Annotated in this window: 25 protein-coding genes; 18 read left to right on the forward strand and 7 right to left on the reverse strand. The window is 70.5% G+C overall.

The genetic code is table 11. From position 1 onward, the window contains the following. The 4 genes from ACZ7SW_RS19225 (at position 1) to ACZ7SW_RS19240 (ending at position 4,441) form a co-directional block, all read left to right on the forward strand. Positions 1–936 carry a carbohydrate kinase family protein gene (locus tag ACZ7SW_RS19225; protein WP_470231763.1) on the forward strand — a complete coding sequence of 312 codons (936 nt, stop codon included), beginning with the start codon at positions 1–3 and terminating at the stop codon, positions 934–936. A 14-nt stretch (positions 937–950) separates the two neighbouring features. Beyond that, entirely contained in the window at positions 951–1,973 is a 1,023-nt protein-coding gene (locus ACZ7SW_RS19230; protein ID WP_470231993.1) for an ADP-ribosylglycohydrolase family protein, read from the forward strand. A 41-nt stretch (positions 1,974–2,014) separates the two neighbouring features. Continuing rightward, entirely contained in the window at positions 2,015–3,418 is a 1,404-nt protein-coding gene (locus ACZ7SW_RS19235) for an MFS transporter (protein WP_470231764.1), read from the forward strand. A 210-nt stretch (positions 3,419–3,628) separates the two neighbouring features. Beyond that, positions 3,629–4,441, forward strand: a complete 813-nt coding sequence (locus tag ACZ7SW_RS19240; protein ID WP_470231765.1) for an alpha/beta fold hydrolase — start codon at positions 3,629–3,631, stop codon at positions 4,439–4,441. 64 nt (positions 4,442–4,505) lie between these two features. Here the strand turns inward: ACZ7SW_RS19240 and ACZ7SW_RS19245 are convergent, their stop codons facing one another. Further along, on the reverse strand, positions 4,506–4,715 hold the full coding sequence (locus ACZ7SW_RS19245) for a CsbD family protein (protein WP_037812879.1): 210 nt from the start codon (positions 4,713–4,715) through the stop codon (positions 4,506–4,508). A 183-nt stretch (positions 4,716–4,898) separates the two neighbouring features. Here ACZ7SW_RS19245 and ACZ7SW_RS19250 point away from each other — a divergent pair, with 183 nt between their 5' ends. From ACZ7SW_RS19250 to ACZ7SW_RS19280, 7 genes are read left to right on the forward strand one after another with little or no spacing between them, the layout of a single operon-like run. Continuing rightward, positions 4,899–5,363 (forward strand): Asp23/Gls24 family envelope stress response protein, encoded by a 465-nt coding sequence (locus ACZ7SW_RS19250; RefSeq protein WP_470231766.1) that lies wholly within the window; start codon positions 4,899–4,901, stop codon positions 5,361–5,363. Further along, positions 5,360–5,590 carry a hypothetical protein gene (locus tag ACZ7SW_RS19255; RefSeq protein ID WP_470231767.1) on the forward strand — a complete coding sequence of 77 codons (231 nt, stop codon included), beginning with the start codon at positions 5,360–5,362 and terminating at the stop codon, positions 5,588–5,590. The genes ACZ7SW_RS19250 and ACZ7SW_RS19255 overlap by 4 nt, the downstream gene beginning before the upstream one ends. Continuing rightward, on the forward strand, positions 5,587–5,904 hold the full coding sequence (locus tag ACZ7SW_RS19260) for a hypothetical protein (RefSeq protein WP_470231768.1): 318 nt from the start codon (positions 5,587–5,589) through the stop codon (positions 5,902–5,904). Before ACZ7SW_RS19255 ends, ACZ7SW_RS19260 begins: the two co-directional genes overlap by 4 nt. After that, complete coding sequence (locus tag ACZ7SW_RS19265) at positions 5,901–6,077, forward strand: hypothetical protein (protein WP_452079972.1); 177 nt, start codon at positions 5,901–5,903, stop codon at positions 6,075–6,077. The genes ACZ7SW_RS19260 and ACZ7SW_RS19265 overlap by 4 nt, the downstream gene beginning before the upstream one ends. A 3-nt stretch (positions 6,078–6,080) precedes the next feature. After that, complete coding sequence (locus ACZ7SW_RS19270; protein WP_470231769.1) at positions 6,081–6,473, forward strand: Asp23/Gls24 family envelope stress response protein; 393 nt, start codon at positions 6,081–6,083, stop codon at positions 6,471–6,473. After that, positions 6,470–6,997 carry a DUF6286 domain-containing protein gene (locus tag ACZ7SW_RS19275; RefSeq protein ID WP_470231770.1) on the forward strand — a complete coding sequence of 176 codons (528 nt, stop codon included), beginning with the start codon at positions 6,470–6,472 and terminating at the stop codon, positions 6,995–6,997. The genes ACZ7SW_RS19270 and ACZ7SW_RS19275 overlap by 4 nt, the downstream gene beginning before the upstream one ends. Continuing rightward, entirely contained in the window at positions 6,994–7,566 is a 573-nt protein-coding gene (locus ACZ7SW_RS19280; RefSeq protein ID WP_470231771.1) for an Asp23/Gls24 family envelope stress response protein, read from the forward strand. The genes ACZ7SW_RS19275 and ACZ7SW_RS19280 overlap by 4 nt, the downstream gene beginning before the upstream one ends. On the opposite strand, the gene ACZ7SW_RS19285 is transcribed toward ACZ7SW_RS19280, so the two are convergent. Genes ACZ7SW_RS19285 through ACZ7SW_RS19300 form a run of 4 tightly spaced genes read right to left on the reverse strand, consistent with a single transcriptional unit; the run spans position 7,535 to position 9,737 of the window. Then, complete coding sequence (locus ACZ7SW_RS19285; protein ID WP_470231772.1) at positions 7,535–8,047, reverse strand: nitroreductase family deazaflavin-dependent oxidoreductase; 513 nt, start codon at positions 8,045–8,047, stop codon at positions 7,535–7,537. The two genes, ACZ7SW_RS19280 and ACZ7SW_RS19285, sit on opposite strands and share 32 nt — an antisense overlap. 26 nt (positions 8,048–8,073) lie before the next feature. After that, the gene (locus ACZ7SW_RS19290; RefSeq protein WP_470231773.1) at positions 8,074–8,583 is read right to left on the reverse strand and encodes a pyridoxamine 5'-phosphate oxidase family protein; all 510 of its coding nucleotides are present in this window, start codon (positions 8,581–8,583) and stop codon (positions 8,074–8,076) included. 7 nt (positions 8,584–8,590) lie between these two features. Beyond that, a complete protein-coding gene (locus ACZ7SW_RS19295) occupies positions 8,591–9,247 on the reverse strand; it encodes a TetR/AcrR family transcriptional regulator (RefSeq protein WP_470231774.1) in 657 nt (218 codons plus the stop codon). A 52-nt stretch (positions 9,248–9,299) separates the two neighbouring features. Next, positions 9,300–9,737 (reverse strand): MarR family winged helix-turn-helix transcriptional regulator, encoded by a 438-nt coding sequence (locus tag ACZ7SW_RS19300; protein WP_470231775.1) that lies wholly within the window; start codon positions 9,735–9,737, stop codon positions 9,300–9,302. Positions 9,738–9,832: 95 nt separating this feature from the next. Between ACZ7SW_RS19300 and ACZ7SW_RS19305 the strand changes: the two genes are divergently transcribed. Further along, the gene (locus tag ACZ7SW_RS19305) at positions 9,833–11,089 is read left to right on the forward strand and encodes an alpha/beta hydrolase (RefSeq protein ID WP_470231776.1); all 1,257 of its coding nucleotides are present in this window, start codon (positions 9,833–9,835) and stop codon (positions 11,087–11,089) included. Between the two features lie 55 nt (positions 11,090–11,144). Here ACZ7SW_RS19305 and ACZ7SW_RS19310 read toward each other — a convergent pair whose 3' ends face one another. Then, positions 11,145–12,080 (reverse strand): NADP-dependent oxidoreductase, encoded by a 936-nt coding sequence (locus ACZ7SW_RS19310; protein WP_470231777.1) that lies wholly within the window; start codon positions 12,078–12,080, stop codon positions 11,145–11,147. Between the two features lie 128 nt (positions 12,081–12,208). Between ACZ7SW_RS19310 and ACZ7SW_RS19315 the strand changes: the two genes are divergently transcribed. The 6 genes from ACZ7SW_RS19315 to ACZ7SW_RS19340 all read left to right on the forward strand — a co-directional run bounded on the left by ACZ7SW_RS19315 (position 12,209) and on the right by ACZ7SW_RS19340 (position 16,114). Continuing rightward, positions 12,209–12,706: a MarR family winged helix-turn-helix transcriptional regulator gene (locus ACZ7SW_RS19315; RefSeq protein WP_470231778.1), complete on the forward strand. Its 498-nt coding sequence runs from the start codon at positions 12,209–12,211 to the stop codon at positions 12,704–12,706. A gap of 45 nt (positions 12,707–12,751) precedes the next feature. Then, on the forward strand, positions 12,752–13,396 hold the full coding sequence (locus ACZ7SW_RS19320) for a helix-turn-helix transcriptional regulator (protein WP_470231779.1): 645 nt from the start codon (positions 12,752–12,754) through the stop codon (positions 13,394–13,396). A 32-nt stretch (positions 13,397–13,428) separates the two neighbouring features. After that, entirely contained in the window at positions 13,429–13,896 is a 468-nt protein-coding gene (locus ACZ7SW_RS19325) for a DUF3291 domain-containing protein (RefSeq protein ID WP_470231780.1), read from the forward strand. Positions 13,897–13,969: 73 nt separating this feature from the next. After that, positions 13,970–14,479, forward strand: a complete 510-nt coding sequence (locus ACZ7SW_RS19330) for a DoxX family membrane protein (RefSeq protein ID WP_470231994.1) — start codon at positions 13,970–13,972, stop codon at positions 14,477–14,479. A gap of 54 nt (positions 14,480–14,533) precedes the next feature. Beyond that, entirely contained in the window at positions 14,534–15,418 is an 885-nt protein-coding gene (locus ACZ7SW_RS19335) for a hypothetical protein (RefSeq protein ID WP_470231781.1), read from the forward strand. Between the two features lie 105 nt (positions 15,419–15,523). Next, positions 15,524–16,114, forward strand: a complete 591-nt coding sequence (locus ACZ7SW_RS19340) for a dihydrofolate reductase family protein (RefSeq protein ID WP_470231995.1) — start codon at positions 15,524–15,526, stop codon at positions 16,112–16,114. Here ACZ7SW_RS19340 and ACZ7SW_RS19345 read toward each other — a convergent pair. Then, a complete protein-coding gene (locus ACZ7SW_RS19345; RefSeq protein WP_470231782.1) occupies positions 16,090–17,853 on the reverse strand; it encodes a dipeptide ABC transporter ATP-binding protein in 1,764 nt (587 codons plus the stop codon). The two genes, ACZ7SW_RS19340 and ACZ7SW_RS19345, sit on opposite strands and share 25 nt — an antisense overlap.

Consider the following 17,853-nt stretch of genomic DNA (forward strand, 5'->3'; position numbering starts at 1 on the left):
ATGCGCACCTTGCCGCGGCTCGTCGTCGTGGGGGACGCGAGCATCGACTACTTCGTCCAAGTCCCGCACATCGCGGGCAACGACAACAAGGCCATCGGCTCCCTGTCCGGCGTCTGCGGGGGCGGGATGAGCGCCAACCTCGCCGCCGCGGCCGCGCGGCACGGCGTCGCGGTCGACTTGATCACGAAGACCGGGGCCGGGCCGGACACCGACGCCGCGCTGGCCGAACTGACCCGGCTCGGGGTGTCGGTCGAGCATTCCCTGCGCGACCTCGCGCATCCGACCTGGATGTGCTTCGTCCAGCTCGACGCGAGCGGGGAGAAGGCGCTGACCGGCGCCGACACCGGGATCAAGGTCCCGGCGATCGAGGAGATCGACGCGTCGGTCCTGGCGGGCGCGGACCTCGTCGCGCCGCTGGCCGACGATCTCGAGTGGGCGGCTGCCGTCGCCGAACTCGCCCGGGAACGCGGAGCGCGGGTAGCCGTCGACCTCGAACCGGACGCGTTCGAGCCGGAGCAGCCGGAGTTCGCGCGGCTGCTCGGGCTCAGCGACATCGTCTTCCTGAACGCCGCCTCGGCGGCCAAACTCGCGCCCACCCCGCACGACGCCGCCCAGCGGTTGATCCAGCTGGGCGCGGAACTCGTCATCCTCAGCGAAGGCGCGCACGGTGCGTCCACTTTGGACCGCGACGGCGTGGTGCATCGCGCGCGATTGCGCGGCGAGGTGACCGCCGTCGACACGACCGGCGCCGGGGACGCGCTGGCCGGGGCGTTCCTGGGCGCGCTGCTCGCTGGGGCCGCGGTGAGCGAAAGCCTTCGCCGAGCCGTGGTCCAGGCGACCCGTTGCGTCACCGCCGTCGGCGGCCGCACCTATCTGTCCGGCTCGCGGCGCGGCGAGTGGCCCGACGACCTGATCACCATCACGACTGAGAGGTAACCGAGTTGAATTCTGTGCTGCGTTCCAAGATCCACGGCAGTCTCGCCGCGGCCTGCCTGGCCGACGCGCTCGGCGCGCCGACCGAGGAACTGAGCCGGGACCAGATCCGCGCCGCGTTCGGCGGCTACGTCACCGAATTCCACGCCCCGCTCCCCGGCGCGCCCTACGCCAAGGGCCGCGCCGCCGCGCAGATCACCGACGACTCCAGCCAGATGATCCTGCTGACCCGGCTGCTCGCCCGCACCGGGGCCGCGCTGAGCCCCGGCGACATGGCGCAACTGCTGATCGAATGGTCCAAGAACGAGAACTACTTCCCGCACTTCGCCGGGCCGACCACCCGCGAGGCCATCGCCCGGCTGGAACGCGGCGAAGACCCCCGCGAAGTCGGCCGGACCGGGACGATCATGACCCAGGGCGCCAGCAACGGCGCGGCGATGCGGGTCGGCCCGGTCGGGCTGTTCCACCACGGCGACCCGGAAGCGGCTGTCCGGACGGCGTTCACCACCTGCGTGCCCAGCCACAACACGCCGCCCGGCGTCGCGGGTGCCGCGGCCGTCGCCGCCGCGGTCGCGCGGGCTTGCACTCCCGGAGCCGAGATCGTCGACATCGTCCGCGCCGCCGTGGACGGCGCGCGGGCCGGCGCCGAACTCGGCCGGACCGAAGGCCGCGACGTGCCGGGCGCGTCGGTCGAACGGCGGATCGAGCGCGCGGTCGCGCTGGCGATCACGGCTCGCGACGACGAGCACGCGATCGACTTGATCGCCGGGGAGATCGGCGTCGGCCTGCCCGCCGCCGAGGCGGTGCCCGCCGCGCTCGGGTTCTTCGTCGCCGCGGGCGGAGACCCGGTGCGGGTCGCGCGGCTGGCCGCCAACGCGGGCGGGGACAGCGACACCATCGGCTGCATGGCGGCCGCGATCGCCGGCGCCTACCGGGGGATCGAGGCGATCGACGAGGCCGCCGTCGCCGAGGTGGAACGCGCGAACGAGCTCGACCTGGCCGCGCTCGCCGACGAACTCCTGGCCGCGACCCAGCACTGACCCCCGCCCCGACCCTCCCCGATCCGAAGGGACGCTCGACGATGAGCGCACGCAGCGACGAATTCGCCACGGTGACCTGGAAGGAACGTCTTTCCTTCGGAGGCGGCGATCTGGCCACGAACATCGCCTGGGGCGCGCTGGCCACCTACGTGGTTTTCTTCTACACCAACGTGATCGGGGCGGCGGCGTCGGCGGTCGGCACCATCGTGCTCGTCGCGCGGCTGTTCGACGGCGTGGTCGACGTCGGGATGGGCGCGATCGTCGACCGGACGTCGACCCGCTGGGGCAAGGCGCGCCCCTGGGTGCTGTGGGCGGCGGCCCCGTTCGCCGTCGCGCTGATCCTGGTGTTCACCGTGCCGGGCATGGAACCGACGCCGACGCTGGTGTACATCGCGATCACCTACGCACTGATGAACATCGTCCTCAGCGCGGCGGTGATCCCGTACGGAACGCTGAACACCCGGATGACGCGGGACTTCACCGAACGGTCCCGGCTCAACGTCACCCGGATGTTCGGCGCCACCCTCGGCTCGCTGGTCGTCACCGTCCTCACGCTGCCCCTGGTGAGTGCGCTCGGCGGCGGCCAGCGGGCGTGGATCATCACGTTCTGCCTGTTCGGCGCGCTCGCGGCGGTGCTGTTCTTCGTCACCTTCCGCAATACGCGGGAGCGCATCGTCGACACCGCGCCGCCCCAGGACCAGCCGGGGATCGCCGAGGCGCTCAAGCTCGCGGCACGGAACCGTTATTGGCTGCTGCTGTTCGCGATCTTCATCGTGTTCAGCGTGGCGGAATCGCTCTACACCGGGGCGACGGCCTACTTCGCCCAGTACTTCCTCGGCAACGCCGGATTCGCCGCGCTGATGTCGTTCATGCTCTACATTCCGGCCCTGCTCGGAATGCTGTTCATGCAGCCGGTGTACAACCGCTTCGGCAAGATCGCCCCGATGATCGCCGGCGCGGCGGTCTTCGTGGCGGGTTCCCTGGTCATCGCCATCGACCCGACGAACATGACCCTGGCGGTCACCGGTTCGATCCTGCGCGGCGTCGGGCGCGTCCCGATCTTCGGCGCGATCTGGGGCATGCTCCCCGACACCATCGAGTACGGCGAATGGAAGAACGGGCGCCGGCTGGAAGGCGTGCTCTACAGCGCGGGCAGCATGGGCCAGAAACTCGGCTACGGCCTGGGCGCGGCCGTGCTGGGCTGGGTCATGGGCGCGGCGGGCTACAACGGCCTGAACCGCACCCAGCCGGATTCGGCGCTGGCCGCGATCAACGCGCTGTTCGTGTACGTGCCGATGGTGCTGTTCGTGCTGCTGATCGTCCTGTTCTGGGCTTACCGGCTGGAGCGGATCTACCCGGCGGTGGAGAAAGACCTGGCCGAACGACGGGCCGGGGCCGGGGAGCGTTCGTTGTCTCTCGGGGATTCCCGGGGCGAGCGGTCCTGAGGGAGCCGCTGGGTGGGGTTGTCCCTACCGCGCTTGGGCAGCCAGCGGTATCGCGCCCGACCGGGTTGTTCGCGATGCTGGGGTGGATCGGGCTCATTTGTCCACAAAGGACATGTGGAGCGCTGTTCCTGGTGTGCGGAGGGGGATTCGGTGGCTGTTTCCGGTGCTCGGAGGGGAGGACTCCGCCGGTCTCTCGTCGCCGTGGCGGCTGTGGCGGTCGCAGCGGGCGGGCTGGCCTCGTGCAATGCCGATGCGGATCCTCCGTCGGCCGAGTTGCGTCTGGTGCCGGTCAACGGCCGCACCATGGCGTTTTCCGTCACGCCAGGCCGGTCGCCCGCCATCGTGCTCGACGCGGGCGGCGGGATGGATTCGTCGGAATGGGGCAAGGTCGCTCCGGAACTCGCGGCGAGGACCGGATCCGAGGTCATCGCCTACGACCGGGCAGGGGAAGGCAAAAGCGACGAATCGCCCGGCCCGTGGCGAGCGGACAACGCGGCCGCCGACCTTGCCGCCGGGCTGACGCGATTAGGCGCCTCTGATCGCGTGATCCTGGTGTCGCATTCACTGGCCGGCGAAGTCGCTTTCTCCTTCGCCCGGAGCCGCCCGGAGCGGGTCGCGGGGGCGGTGCTCGTGGATGCCGCTCTGCCGCAGTTCTTCACCCCGGGCGAGACCGCGAAGCTGGTGGCGCTGAACAAGAAGCAGATCGAAGATCTCAAGAAAGCGCCGTCCACCCGGAAGACACGTCAGCTGCTCGCCCAAGCCGACGATTACGGGCCGGTGCACGCGGCGTACCACGAGCTGACGTGGCCGCCCGGCATTCCCGCGACCGTGATCGTGTCCGCCGAGACGCCGTTTCCGGTTCCCGAGGACGCACAGTTGTGGCGACAGGCCCAGCAAGACTTCACGCACGCCGCTCCGAACCGGACCCTGGTCACCGCTGAGCACAGCTCCCACGACGTCCCGCTCGATCGGCCGGACGTGGTGGTCGCAGCGGTCGAGAATGTGCTGAAACAGGTGCGCTGACCGGCTGAAAAGCGAAGCGGGGCCCCGTCGTCGTGCCGGGGCCCCGCGTGCTCACTGCGAAGAGTCAGTCTTTCTTCAGCGCGTTCTTGACTTTGCCCGCGGCGTCGCCGAGAGCGTCTTTCACGTTTTCGGCGGCTTCCTTGATCCCGGCCTTCGCCTGGTCCGCCTTGCCTTCGTTCTCGAGCTTTTCGTCTCCGGTCAGCGAACCGGCGGCTTCCTTGGCCTTGCCGCCGAAGTCGTCTGCCTTGGCGCCGATCTTGTCGCCCATGGACATGAATGCCCTCCTTTGTCGCCGAACAACGAACGCGAGAATGCGTCAAGCGTAAAGAAACCGCGAAGGCAAAACCGGCACTCACCCGATGATGTGATCGTCGCCACTCGATCGGGGAGTGATTTTTGGGCCGCGCCCGAGTCGTACCGATGAACTGAACAACGGGAAACGACTGGAGGAGAAACGATGGCTTCGACGACTGACGCGGCGGCCAAGTCCCAGGACGTGGAGAAGGTCAACGCGGGACCGCTGACCAGTTCGCAGGGCACGACCACCGTCGCGGACGTGGTGGTGCAGAAGATCGCCGGGCTGGCGACGCGCGAGATCCACGGGGTCTACGACCTCGGCGGCGGCGCGGCGCGGGCGTTCTCGGCTCTGCGGGAGCGGATCCCGGGCGCGACGGCGTCGGCCGGGCAGGGCGTCTCGGTCGAGGTGGGGGAGAAGCAGGCCGCGGTGGACCTGCAGATCGTGGTCGAGTACGGCGTCGCGATCGCGGAGGTCGCGCGCTCGATCCGGCGGAACGTGATCAGCGCGGTCGAGGGGATGACCGGGCTCGAGGTGGTCGAGGTCAACATCAACGTGGGCGACCTGCACCTGCCGTCCGACGACGAGGGGGAGGACGCGTCCGGCGACAGCGGCCGGGTGCAGTGAGCGTGCTCGCGGCGGCCCGGACGCCGGTGGTGCGGGGCAGCGGGACGGGCGTGGGCGGTCGCGCCGGGCGGCGTTCGGGGGCGCTGAACGTGTCCGCGGAAGCTGGCCGGATCGCCGCCGCCGCCCGGAAGCCGCCGGTGGTGCACGACGGCCGGGCCGGTCAGGCCGCGAAGCTCGCGGGCCGCCGGGCGACCGGCGTGCCCGGCGACGGAGGTCGGGTGCGATGAATCTGCTTGCGGAGGCCGGCCGGATCGCCGCCGCCGTGCGGGAGCTGCCGGAAGTGGCGGACGTGCACGGCGGGCAGTTCGGCCGGGTCTCGACGCTCGGCGCGGGCGGCCGGGTGAGCGGGGTGCGGGTGACCGAGGAGGACGTCACCGTCGGGGTGACGGTCCGGGCCCCGTTCTCCGCCGGGGACGTGGCGGCCGCGGTGCGCGCGGCCGTCGCGTCGCCCGGCCGCCCGGTGCACGTGCTCATCGCCGATGTCGAAGAGCCGGCGCCGGCGGAAACCGAGTCAGAAAACCGGAAGGAGACGGTGTCGTGAACGCGACTGCTTTGGGATTGATCACCGGCCTCGCGCTGGGCATAGCCGCCGCGATCGGCGGGTTCGGCGCGTTTCTGCTGGTCCTCGTGCTGGGCGCGGTCGGACTGCTCGTCGGCCGCCTGCTGGACGGCAAGCTCGACCTTTCGCAGCTCACCGGCCGCGACCGGGGCTGAGCCGTGGCTGTCGCGATGGAGGGCGCGGCCACGACCGCGCCGGAGGAGCGAGGGAGCCTCACGATCAGCGAGCACGCCGTCGAGCGGCTGGCCGCCCACGTGGCGAGCGAGATCGACCGGGTGGGCGGGTCCGCCGGGCGTGCGCTCGGGATCAGCCTCGGCGGTGAGGCGCTGGACCGGTCGGCGAAAACCGCCGTCCGGATCGCGGGCGGCGAGGTGGAGCTGGACGTGCGGATCTCGCTGGAGTACCCGGCCCCGGTCGGCGCGACGACCGAACGGGTCCGCGAGCATCTGCGCGGGCGCGTCGAGGAGCTGACCGGAATGCCGGTCAGCCGCGTCGGCATCACAGTGACGGCCTTGCACGCCGAGGCCGCCGGGCGGAGGAGGATCGAGTGAAACGCCGTACCCGCCGGTCTCTTCCGGCGAGCTTGACCGCCGGTGCGCTGCTGGCCGTGTGCGTCTTGATCGCGGTCGCGGCCATCCAGCGGCTCACCGGGCATCAGCCGTGGCTGGACTATCGCGCGGTCGCCGAGGGCGTCCACGACGCGCGGTGGACCGGTCTCGTCCCGGCGCTGATCTCGGGCGCGGTCGCCGTCGTCGGGCTGGTGCTGCTGTGGGCTGCGCTCCTGCCCGGCAAACGCCGGATCCTCCCGCTCACGGGAGACCCGGATTCCGGCGCCGAGACCGCGGGTTACCGGACCGCGTTGCGGACGGCGGCGGCGAATGTGGACGGCGTCGAGCGAGCCCGGCTCTCGACCGGTCCGCGCAAGGTCAAGGTGCGGGTGAAAACCGCGCGCACGCGGACCGACGGGCTGGCCGACGCCGTCCGTGCCGCCGTCGAGTCCCGCCTGGACCGCATCGCGCCCGCCCGGCGGCCCGCGGTGTCGGTGCGGGTCCGTGCCACCAAGGAGGCGTCATGACCAGCGTCAACCGCCCGGCCGCGCTCAATCGCTTCCTGCTCGCGGTGATCGGTCTCGTGCTGCTCGCCGCGGGCGGATTCGGGCTGGCCACCCACTTCCGCGTGCTGCGGCTCGTCAACCCCGAGGCGCCGATCGTGCCGGGCACCGGAGAGCCGCCCACCTGGGCGTTCTACGTGATCGCCGCGGCGGCGATAGCGGCGGGGTTGCTCGCTCTGCGCTGGCTGCTCGCCCAGCTCGCGCACCGGCCGCGGACCACGTTGTGGAGGTTCGAATCCGATCCCGCCCGCGGCCGCACCGAACTGCACGCCGACACCGCGGTCGCCCCGTTCACCGAAGAGCTGCGCGGCTATCCCGGCGTGCACCAGGCTCGCGCGTCGCTCGCCGGGTCGCGCGACAATCCGGCCTTGGCCCTGATCGTCACCTGCGACCAGGACGTGGACCTCGGCGAGATCCGCGGCCGCATCACCGGGGAAAGCCTGCCGCGGCTCAAGGAAGCGCTGGAGCTGGACGACATTCCGGTCGCCGTCGAGTTCCGGTTCACCAGCCGCGCGCCGTCCCGCGTGGGGTGAGCACCACCACCGGGATCTCGCGGTCCGTCCAGTCCTGGTACTTCGCGAAGTCCGCGTAGAGATCGACCAGCCGCGGCCACAATTCGCGCCGTTCGCCCGCCGGGGCGACGCGCGCCGTGACCGGGAAATCGCGGTGGCCTTTCAGCCGCACGCGGGCTTCCGGGTCCGCGAGCAGGTTGAAGTACCACTGCGGATGCTGGGGCAGACCGCCCTGGGAGGCGACGATGACGAGGTCGTCGCCGGAGCGCAGGTACAGCAGCGGGGTGGTGAACAGCCGGCCGGACTTGCGGCCGCGGTGTTCCAGCAGCAGCGTCGGCACCGGCTTGCGGAAGCCGGCTCCGACGCGCCATTTGCTGCCGATCCGGCCGCCGGTCAGGGTGAAGACCTTGACCTGGATTCTGGCCATGTGCTTCATCATCGCCGCGGTCACCGGCGAGTCCAGGCCTTTCGGCGCCTGTGCGGGAAGGGAAAAGCGTCCCATCGCGACCTCCTGGCGGGGCGGACGCGTCAGCGGGCGGGCGGGCGCTGCGCGGCGGTCGATCCGGCGAGCGGCATCGGGGGCAGCCCGAGCTTGCGGTGGTCCCACGAACGGATCCGCTCCACGCCGACGCGGACCGCGACCCGCTTGCGCAGCATGAATTCCACCATCGGCTTCACCTCGTCGGTGTACTCGCCGTGGTAACGCTCCCAGATGCCGACCCCGACCGCCCAGAGCGCGTCCGGATCGTCGACGACCTCGGCCCGTCCTTCCAGCGAGACGCCGCGCAGGACGTCGTAGGTCAGGCCGTCCTCGATCAGCACCGTGACGCGCGGATCGCGGCGCAGGTTGACTGCCTTCTGCGCCTTGGCTTTCGTCTCGAACCACAGCACGCCGTCGAGGACCGCGAACCACATCGCGACCGCGTGCGGATGCCCGCCGGGGCCGAGCGACACCAGTGTCGCGGTGCGCTGGGCGGAAAGGTAGGCCGACACCTCCCCGGGCGTCATCTCGATCTGCGCTCGCTGGTTGGTTCCCATCGGTTCCTCACTTCCTGCGGCGGGCCCCGGGCGGGCCGGCGAGTACGGAGGTCACGACGTCGACGAGGTCGTCGACGAGCTGGCCGGTGGTCCAGTCCGCCGCGTCCGGGCCGTGCAGGCGGCGGGTGCGGCCGACGTCGCCGAGGACGTTCAGCGTCACGGTCATCGCTTGGGACAGCCGGAAATCGAGCGTCCGGCGGGGGACGCCCGGGCTCAGCCGGTCCAGCAGTTCGACGAACGCGGCGTTGCGCTCGAAGAACGATTCGGCGACCGCGTCCAGCCCGTCGCCGCCGGTCGCCAGCAGGCGGCCGACCAGCCGGATCCAGCATTCGCCGCCCGATTCGAGCACCGCGACCACCGGCTGCACGAACGCGCGGGCCAGCTCGTGCGCGGTGACGTCCTTCTCGGGGAATTCCCGCAGCACCGCGTTCCGCTCGCCGGTCACCTGGCCGAGGCGGCTGCGCAGGACCGCGTCGAGCAGCCCTTCCTTGGAGCCGAAGTGGTAGTGGATCGCCGCGACGTTCGTCCGCGCCGCCTGCATGACGGTCCGCAACGACACCGCCCCGACGCCTTGTTCGGCGAAAAGCCGTTCCGCGGCGGCGATCAGGCGCTGCTCGGTCGCTGCCCCGCGACTGGCGGGGACCCGCGCGGCTCCGGTGCCCATGGCGCGGACTCTATCAGCCGTTTCAATCAGGTGATAGAGCTTGACTTGCTCGTCAGAGACGGTCGTAGAGCGCGGCCAATCGGTCGAGGACCGTGCCCGCGGCGTCGATCGCGTGCTCGTCGAGGTCCTGGGTCAGCTCGCGCAGACCGGCGGCGAGGACCTCCTCCCGCTCCTCGTGCCGTCGACGGCCCGCGTCGGTCAACGCGACGATCGACGTGCGGCGGTCCCCGGAGGCGGCTCGTTCGCGCGTGACGTAGCCGGTTCCGGCGAGGCCGTTGACGAGCTGGGTGACCGCGGCTCCGGTCGTCTCGACGTGCCCGGCCAGCTGGTTGACCGTCATCGGCCCGTGTTCGGCGAGGCTTTTGAGCGCGCGGGCGTGCGCGAGCGAAAGGGCTTCGGCGCTGCGGGTCGCGCGGCCGCGCAGCCGGGAATCGGCCGCGCTGAGCCGGTAGGCGGCTCGCGCCAGCCGGGTGATCGCCTCGTCGCCCATCGGTTCGCTCTCCTGTGGTGCCGGCCGCGTTCCTTGCCGGGCGGAGTCTAGCCGTGGCACAGTAGCTAAGTACTTAGCTAATTGAGGAGGCGAGCATGGCGACACGGTCGGCCGGGCAGAGCTGGGCCCTGGACATCGCACTGGCGCGGGACGGGTTCGACGCGTTGCACCCGGAAGGCAAGGGCACGCTCGAACAGCTCGGGCACGATCACGCCGACTTCGACAAGGTGTTCGCGATGGTGCGGGCCGGGGCGATGCTGCCGAAGGCGTGGGCGGTGGTCGCTGGTCAGGCCGAAGAACGGGCCGCACACCACGAACGGCTCGGTTACCGCAGGACGGCGTCGGACCTGTACCTGCGGGCGGCGGTGATGTACGGCCGCGCGCAGTACTCGATCTTCGATTCCGGCGACGGGCGCAAGGCGAAGTTCCGCGAGCGCTGCGATTCGTGCGTGGCGCGGCTGGGAGAACTTCGCGGCGACACGGTCCGCCGGGTCGAACTGGACTTCGAAGGCGGCAAGATCTTCGGTCTCCTGCACCTGCCGGCGCAGCCGGTTTCCGGTGCCCCGGCGGTGATTCTCGGCCCCGGCATGGACATGATCAAGGAGGACTACATTTTCGCGGCCGAGCGCTACTACACCTCGCGCGGAGTCGTGGCGCTGTCCGTCGAGGGGCCGGGTCAGGGGGAGAGCCGGACGCGCGGGCTGACCGTGACCCTGGACAACTACGAACGCGCCCTCGAAACCTACGCGGCATATCTCGCCGGTCTGTCCGAAGTGGACGAGAACCGGATCGGCATGTTCGGCATCAGCATGAGCGGTTATTGGGCATTGCGCGCCGCGGCGTCGCCGGGGACCCGCTTGCGCGCGGTGGCCGCGTTCGAAGCGGTGGCCGGCGATTTCGAGACGATCTTCGAACGGGCGCAGCCGAGCTTCAAGAACAACTACATGTACATGGCGGGCTACGCCGACGAGACTTCGTTCGACCGCGACCTCAAGGAAAAGATGCCGCTGGGCGACCTCGTGGCGGGTATCAGTCGCCCGGTGTTGCTCGGCATCGGCGAGTTCGACGAGCTGACGCCGGTGGAGAGCGCGCTCGAGACTTACGAAAAGATCCGTGCGCCCAAGGAAATGCGGGTCTACGAAGACGAATTCCACCCGCTGGGCGGAACTGCGGCGGAGGTCTTCGCCTTCGGCGCGGAGTGGCTGACGCGCGGTCTGGACGGGGAGTTCGACACGCCCGGGCGGGATGAACGGTTCTTCGGCCACCGCGACGGCCGCACGACGGAGGGGACGGCGGACCCGCGTTGGTGGCTCGGTGCGACTCCGGCTGGTTTGGCGAAGGCCCGGAACTGAGCCTGTGCGGTTCGAGCGCTGAAGGCGGGGTCCTCCCAGCGCTCGAACCGGACTTTCAGGGAATGAGGACGGTCTTGCCGACGAGTCGTCCCGAGGCTGCTTCCTTGTGCACAGCCGGGAGATCCTCCAGCGGCCGCCGGTCGGCGACAGTGATCCGCAACGTCCCCGCGTCGACGCGCTCGACGAGTTCGGCCAGTTGCTCGGCGTTGCTGACGACGAACACCCGCGCCGTGCGGATCCCGCGGCCGGGGTTCTCCGGCGGGGGAGTGGTGGTGCTGACCAGCGTCCCACCGTCGGCGACCAGCCCGGTGAGCGCCGCGGTCTCCTCCGGAGTGGTGGGCACGAGGTTGAGCACGACGTCGAACGGTCCTCCGTCGGCGACGGGGGTGCCGGAAGCGAAGTCGAGGTGCCCGATGATCCGGTCGGCTCCGTAGCCGCGGAGAAGTTCTTCGGTGCGGGGGCTCGAGGTCGCGGTGACGGTCGCGCCTGCCTGACGGGCGAGTTGAACGGCGAAGCCGCCGACCGTCCCGCCCGCGCCGTTGATCAGGATCGTCTGGCCCGCTCGCAGGCGAGCGTCGTCGAAGAGCGCCTGCCAGGCCGTCAATCCGCCGACCGGCAGCGCGGCGGCGTCGGGCAGGTCGACTGTCTTCGGGGCGGCGGCCAGCCCGTCGGCGGGAACGATGGCGTACTCGGCGGCCGCACCGTCGGCGTTCATCGGCGGGAAGGCCACGACCGCGTCGCCGACCTGGCGACCGTCGGCCCGGGGACCCAGCTCGGCGATCGTCCCGGCGACCTCGATGCCCGGAATGTGCGGGAACGCCAAGGGAAACACCTCCTGCAGGCCGCCCGCGCGGATTCCGAGGTCGACCGGGTTGAACGAGGTGGCGGCCACCCGCACGAGCACCTGCCCCTCGGCGGGCGCCGGCTGCTCGGCCTCTTCCAGTGCCAGGACTTCGGTTCCGCCGTAACGGTGGTAGCGCACTGCTTTCATGACATCCTCCGTAAGGTGCTTCGAAGTTGAAGCAAGCTGAGGACGAGTATGCTTCGATGTCGAAGCAAAGTCCCGGGGAAGTGAGGGCGGCCACAATGATTCGACTTCGAAGCAACTAGACTGACGGCATGGCGGACGTGCTGGAGCCCGAGCAGCTCACGACCTACTTCTCGCTGATGGAGGCCGTGAGCCTGCTGCAGCACGCCGTCACGCGGCAGCTGCGGGCCGAGGGCGACCTCAGCTACGTGCAGTTCGAACTGCTCGCCCGGCTCGCCGATTCCGACGGGCGGCTGACGATGACGGAGCTGGCCGACGGCGTCGTCTACAGCCGCAGCGGCCTGACTCATCAGGCGGGCTTGCTCGAAAAGGCGGGTCTGGTCACCCGCGGTCCCAGTGCGGACGACCAGCGGGCCACCGTCGTCGGCATCACCGAGGCGGGCCAGGAGCTGGTCGCGAAAGTGCTTCCCGGGCACGTCGAGGTCGTCCGCCGGTTGCTGTTCGCCCCACTGTCCACTTCGGACCTGGACGCGCTGGGCGGCATCATGGCCCGCGTCCGCGACCACATGCGCGCCGAGCCGCCGCGGTCGGCTGCCGCCCGCCGGAGCCCGGCGAGGGGCGGGGCCTAGCCCGGTTCCTCTAACGCGCATCCTCGTTGTTCTTAGACTGGCGGCGTGGAAGACATCGAGGCGATCGCCGTCCTGCAGGACCCCGTGCGGCGGCGGCTGTACGACTACGTGGTTTCCCAGGACCACGACGTGAGCCGAAACGAAGCGGCCGAGGGGGCCGGGATCCAGCGCACTCTCGCCGCGTTCCACCTCGACAAACTCGTGGACGCGGGACTGCTGGAGACGGAAAGCAAACGGCTGGGCGGACGCTCGGGCCCGGGCGCCGGTCGTCCGGCGAAGCTCTACCGGCGGTCCGGCGCCGAGCGGCAGTTCTCCGTCCCGGCGCGCGACTACCGCACCGCCGCCGATCTGCTCGCCGAGGTCGCGGAGGTCGCCCGGCTGGACGCCGAATTGCAGGCCGCGGCCCGGCGGGAGGGGCGGGCCGCAGCGGGTCCGGTCGAAGACCTCGCCGCGGCGAAGGAGCTGCTGGCCGCCCGCGGCTACGAGCCCCGTCTGGACGACGACGTCCTCCGCCTCGTCAACTGCCCCTTCCATGTTCTGTCGCAGCGGCATCCGGGGCTGGTGTGCGGCATGAACCTGGCGCTGCTTGAAGGGCTGCTCGAAGACGCCGAAGGCCTGACGGCTCGCCTGGATCCGCGTCCCGGGCTGTGCTGCGTCGTCGTCGAGGTTTCTAAAAATAATGAGAGTTGACATAGAAGGCGCGGCGATGGTGAGGTGAAGGGGTGACGGAACATCACCTCGCCCAGCTCAACGTGGGCATCCTGAAATTCCCGCTCGCGGACGTCCGCATGCACGGCTTCACGTCGATGCTCGACACGCTGAACGAGGTCGCCGACAACGCGCCCGGATTCGTGTGGCGGTTGGTCGAGGACGGCGGCAACGACGCCACCGCGATCCGGACGTCCCTCGGCGGCGACGTCCTGGTGAACATGTCGGTCTGGGAAACCCGCGACGCCTTGTGGGACTACGTCTACCGCAGCGGCCACCTGGACATGCTGCGCCGCCGCTCGGAATGGTTCGAACTGCCGAAGGCCCCGTTCCAGGTGCTGTGGTGGGTGCCCGCCGGGCACATCCCGACGGTCGAGGAGGCCGTCGAGCGGCTGGAACTGTTGCGGGAGAAGGGGCCTTCGCCGAGCGCGTTCGGTTTCCGGGACAGCTATCTGCCGGAGGGCGCTGCCTCCGCGCCGTGACGTTTTCCGCGACACGTTCGATGGGTCGCCGGGGCCGGCTCGCGGGATGGCTAGGGTGTCCGGCGTGGCGAACATGTCCCGTTGGTCGGATGAGAATGGCGGCTTGGACTTCGGTCTGCTGGTGCTGCGGCTGATGCTGTCGGTCGCGATGGGGGCGCACGGGCTCACGCAGGTCTTCGGCCTGTTCGGCGGCTCCGGGATGGAGCACTTCGAGAACCTGTTGCGGGGCTACGGTTTCAGCCACAACATCGAGTTCCTGACCTGGCTGGCCGGAATCACCGAGGTCGCCGGCGCCGTGCTGCTGGCGCTGGGCCTGCTGACCCCGCTGGCCGCGGCCGGACTGCTGGGCGTGGCGATCAGCGCGGTCCGGGTGAAGTGGTCGGGCGGCCTGTTCGGAAGCACCGGCCCGGGATTCGAACTGGAACTGACGCTCGCGGCGATGGCGCTGGCCCTGCTGCTGACCGGACCGGGCTGGTACTCCCTGGACCGGCACACGGCGTGGCGGCAGAAACCCCTGGGCTTCGCGGTGGGCGGGCTGTTCCTGTCGGTGTGCGCGGCGGTCGGCGTGGGTTCGCTGTTCTGATCGTGCTCGCGGGCACCGGCGGCTGGGCCGGTCTGAAAGGCTGGTCTCGTGGTCGTGCGTGACGCCGATGGTGTTGAGACGGACGAGGAGTTCTCCGTGGTGGCCGACGGCGGGCGGTTGGAGGCCCCGGACGATACGGCGGATCTCGCGGAGCCCGCCTCGAAGGTAATCCTGCCGCGAGCGGAGGAACTGCTCCGGGGTCTCACCGGCGAGACGATCTCGACTCCCACCGGCAAGGAGAACCAGATCCTCCAGGTCGACGACAAGTCGGTGCTGGTAGGCACCGATCGGTCGCCGGAAGGGCAGCCCGTCCCTCTCCGCGACATCCAGCACGGGCTGGACGTGCTCGCCGCGCGAGGCACACTTGAGGTTTCCGTTGCCGAACTAGGTCACCGGAGCACTCTCGTCGGGGCGGTACTGGCCAACCTGCCGCACGTCAGCAGGGCCGAGTCCCCGACGACGCTGACGCTGGACAGCTCCGCCGCCGAACCCAACGCAGCCGACACCCACTTCGGAGAGCTGGACGTCCGAACCCAAGTCAAAGTCCGGACCGAACAGACTCGTCTTCGCCGGTTGCTCGCCGACGGCCGCGACACCGCGCCCTGTGCGTTGTGCGGCGACGAGTTCCCGTTGGAGTTCCTCGTCGCCGCGCACGTGAAAAAACGTGCGGCCTGCACCGATGCCGAACGACGGAACCTGCGCGACATCGCCATGCTCGCCTGCGGTTTCGGCTGCGACGTCCTGTACGAGGCGGGCTGGGTCACCGTCGGCGACACCGGCCGCATCCGGACTGTCCGGCTCGACAAGCTTCCGGCCGGGAGCCTGAAACTGCGCATGCAGCACCTGGCCGGCCGTCGCTGCGGGGCGCATCGGGAAGCCTCCGAGCCGTACTTCGCCTGGCATCGCACGACCACGTTCCTGCGCCACCTGGCCGGCTGAGCCAGCACGCGTAGCGCTCACGGCTCCTGGGTGCTATGTTCCTCCCAACCGCTTGCAAACCGCAACCACTCGGGAGGGTTCGCCGTGCCGGAGACCACCTGTCACATGTCGATCTCGCTGGACGGCTTCGTCGCCGGGCCGGAGCAGAGCCGGGAGGACCCGCTCGGGAAGCGGGGGGCGGAGCTGCACGGCTGGCACATCGGCGACCCCCGGGCGAACGACGCCGACCAGACCGCGAGCGGGTGGCTCATGCGGCCTCGCGGCGCGTATGTCATGGGGCGCAACATGTTCGGGCCGATCCGCGGCGAGTGGGACGAGAAGTGGTCCGGCTGGTGGGGCTCCGAACCGCCGTATCACGCGCCGGTTTTCGTTCTGACTCATCATCGCCACGAGCCGATCGAGATGGACGGCGGGACGACGTTCTACTTCGTCACCGACGGCTTCGACGCCGCCTACGCGGCAGCGTGCGAGGCGGCCGGGGACAAAGGCGTGGACATCGCCGGGGGAGCCTCGACGGTCCGGCAGGCGCTGAACGCCGGGGTGGTCGACGAGCTCACTCTCGACATCGCACCCGTCCTGCTCGGCTCCGGCGAGCGGATGTTCGACGGGGTGGAGTCGTTCGGTTTCGAGCCCGTCGAGGTGCTGCATTCGCCGCTGACCACCCACATCCGTTATCGCCGCGTAGGCCCGAGCTGATCCGGCACATCGAGGGTCGCGGCGAGCAAGCTCCGGGTGTACGGATGCGACGGCGACGCGAGCACCCGGTCAGTCCGTCCCGACTCGACTGCCCGGCCTTCGCTGAGCACGACGACCTCGTCCGAAATGCTGCGCACCACCGCCAGATTGTGCGTCACGAAGATCATCGACGGCCCGTCGTCCATCAGGGAGCGCAGCAGCTCCACCACGGACGCCTGCACGGAGACGTCCAGCGCGGACGTCACCTCGTCGCAGATGATCAGTTTCGGTTCGCACACCAGGGCCCGGGCGATGGCGACTCGCTGGCGTTGTCCGCCGGACAGTTCCGACGGGTAGCGGTCGGCCAGCCGCGAAGGGATTTCGACGCGGTCGAGCGCGGCGCGGGCGCGGCGGCGGCCGTCGCGGGAGTTCACGCCGAAGTAGTGGCGCAGGGCGACCAGCAGGCCGTCCTCGACTGTCCGATGTGGACTGAGCGAGCCATAGGGATTCTGGAAGACGTACTGCAGTTCGCGCCGGGTGCGGGAGTCTCGCCGGGCAGCGGCGGGCGGGACTGGCTTGCCTTCGAAGGTCACGTCGCCCTGCTGTTCGGGGTGCAACCCGGCCAGGCATCGCGACATGGTGGTTTTGCCGCTGCCTGATTCGCCGACGACGGCGAGGCATTGGCCGGGCCGCAGGTCGAAAGAGACGTCGAAGACGACCTGTCGCCCGTGGTAGCTGGCGTTCAGCCCGGAGACCGACAACAGGGCGGGCAGGTCCGCGGGAGGTGCTTCCGGCTCGGGAGCACGTGGTGCGGTGAAGGCGTTCCGTGCGACTTCGTCCGCGTGGATGCACCGTGCGAGGGTTCCGGAAGGTCCGCGCGGCAGCGCTGGATGCGTTGTGCCGCAAGCAGTCGTGGCGTAGTCGCAGCGCGGTGCGAAGGCGCATCCACGGCGGGGGTCGTCGATGCTGGGGGCCCGGCCGCGGATGGGGACCAGCCGGTGCCGGGCGGTCGCGGACGGCACGGCCGCCAGCAAGGCACGGGTGTAGGGATGCGCGGCGCGGGTCAGGACATCGCGAGCGGGGCCGTGTTCGGCCACTTCGCCGCCGTACATGACCAGCACCTGGTCGGCGATGTCGGCGACCACCGCGAGATCGTGCGAGACGTAGATCGCCGCCAGGTCGCGGGTCCGGCACAGTTCCCGCACCAGGTCGAGCACCCGGGACTGGGTGGCGACGTCGAGCCCGGTCGTCGGCTCGTCGAGCACGATCAGCCGCGGACCGGCGGCGATCGCCATCGCGATGGCGACCCGTTGCTGCTGGCCGCCGGAAAGCTGGCGCGGGCGGCGGCGCAGGAACGCCTTGTCGCCGGGCAGCCCGACGGTGTCGAGCAAATGCCGCACCCGGGCCAGCGCGGGCGGGTCCAATCCCTCGGTCAGCTGGGTCGAGACGCGCAGGCTCGGGTTCAGCGCGGTCGCCGGATCCTGCGGCACGTACGCGACTTTCCGGCCTCGTGCGCGGCGCAATTCCGCGGGCGGCAAGGAAAGCAGGTCCGTCCCGTCGACCACGACCCGGCCGCCGGCGATGGTCGCGCCGGTGCGGGCGAAACCCAGCAGTGCGAGGGCGAGGGTGCTTTTGCCGGAGCCCGATTCGCCGACCACGCCGAGGACTTCGCCGCGGCCGAGTTCGAAGCCGATGTCCCGCACGATGGTGTTCCCGGCGGCCTCGACGGTCACGCCCGACACCGCGACTTCCTTGGCCAC

This window comes from Amycolatopsis sp. NPDC114484 (genome assembly GCF_055633755.1).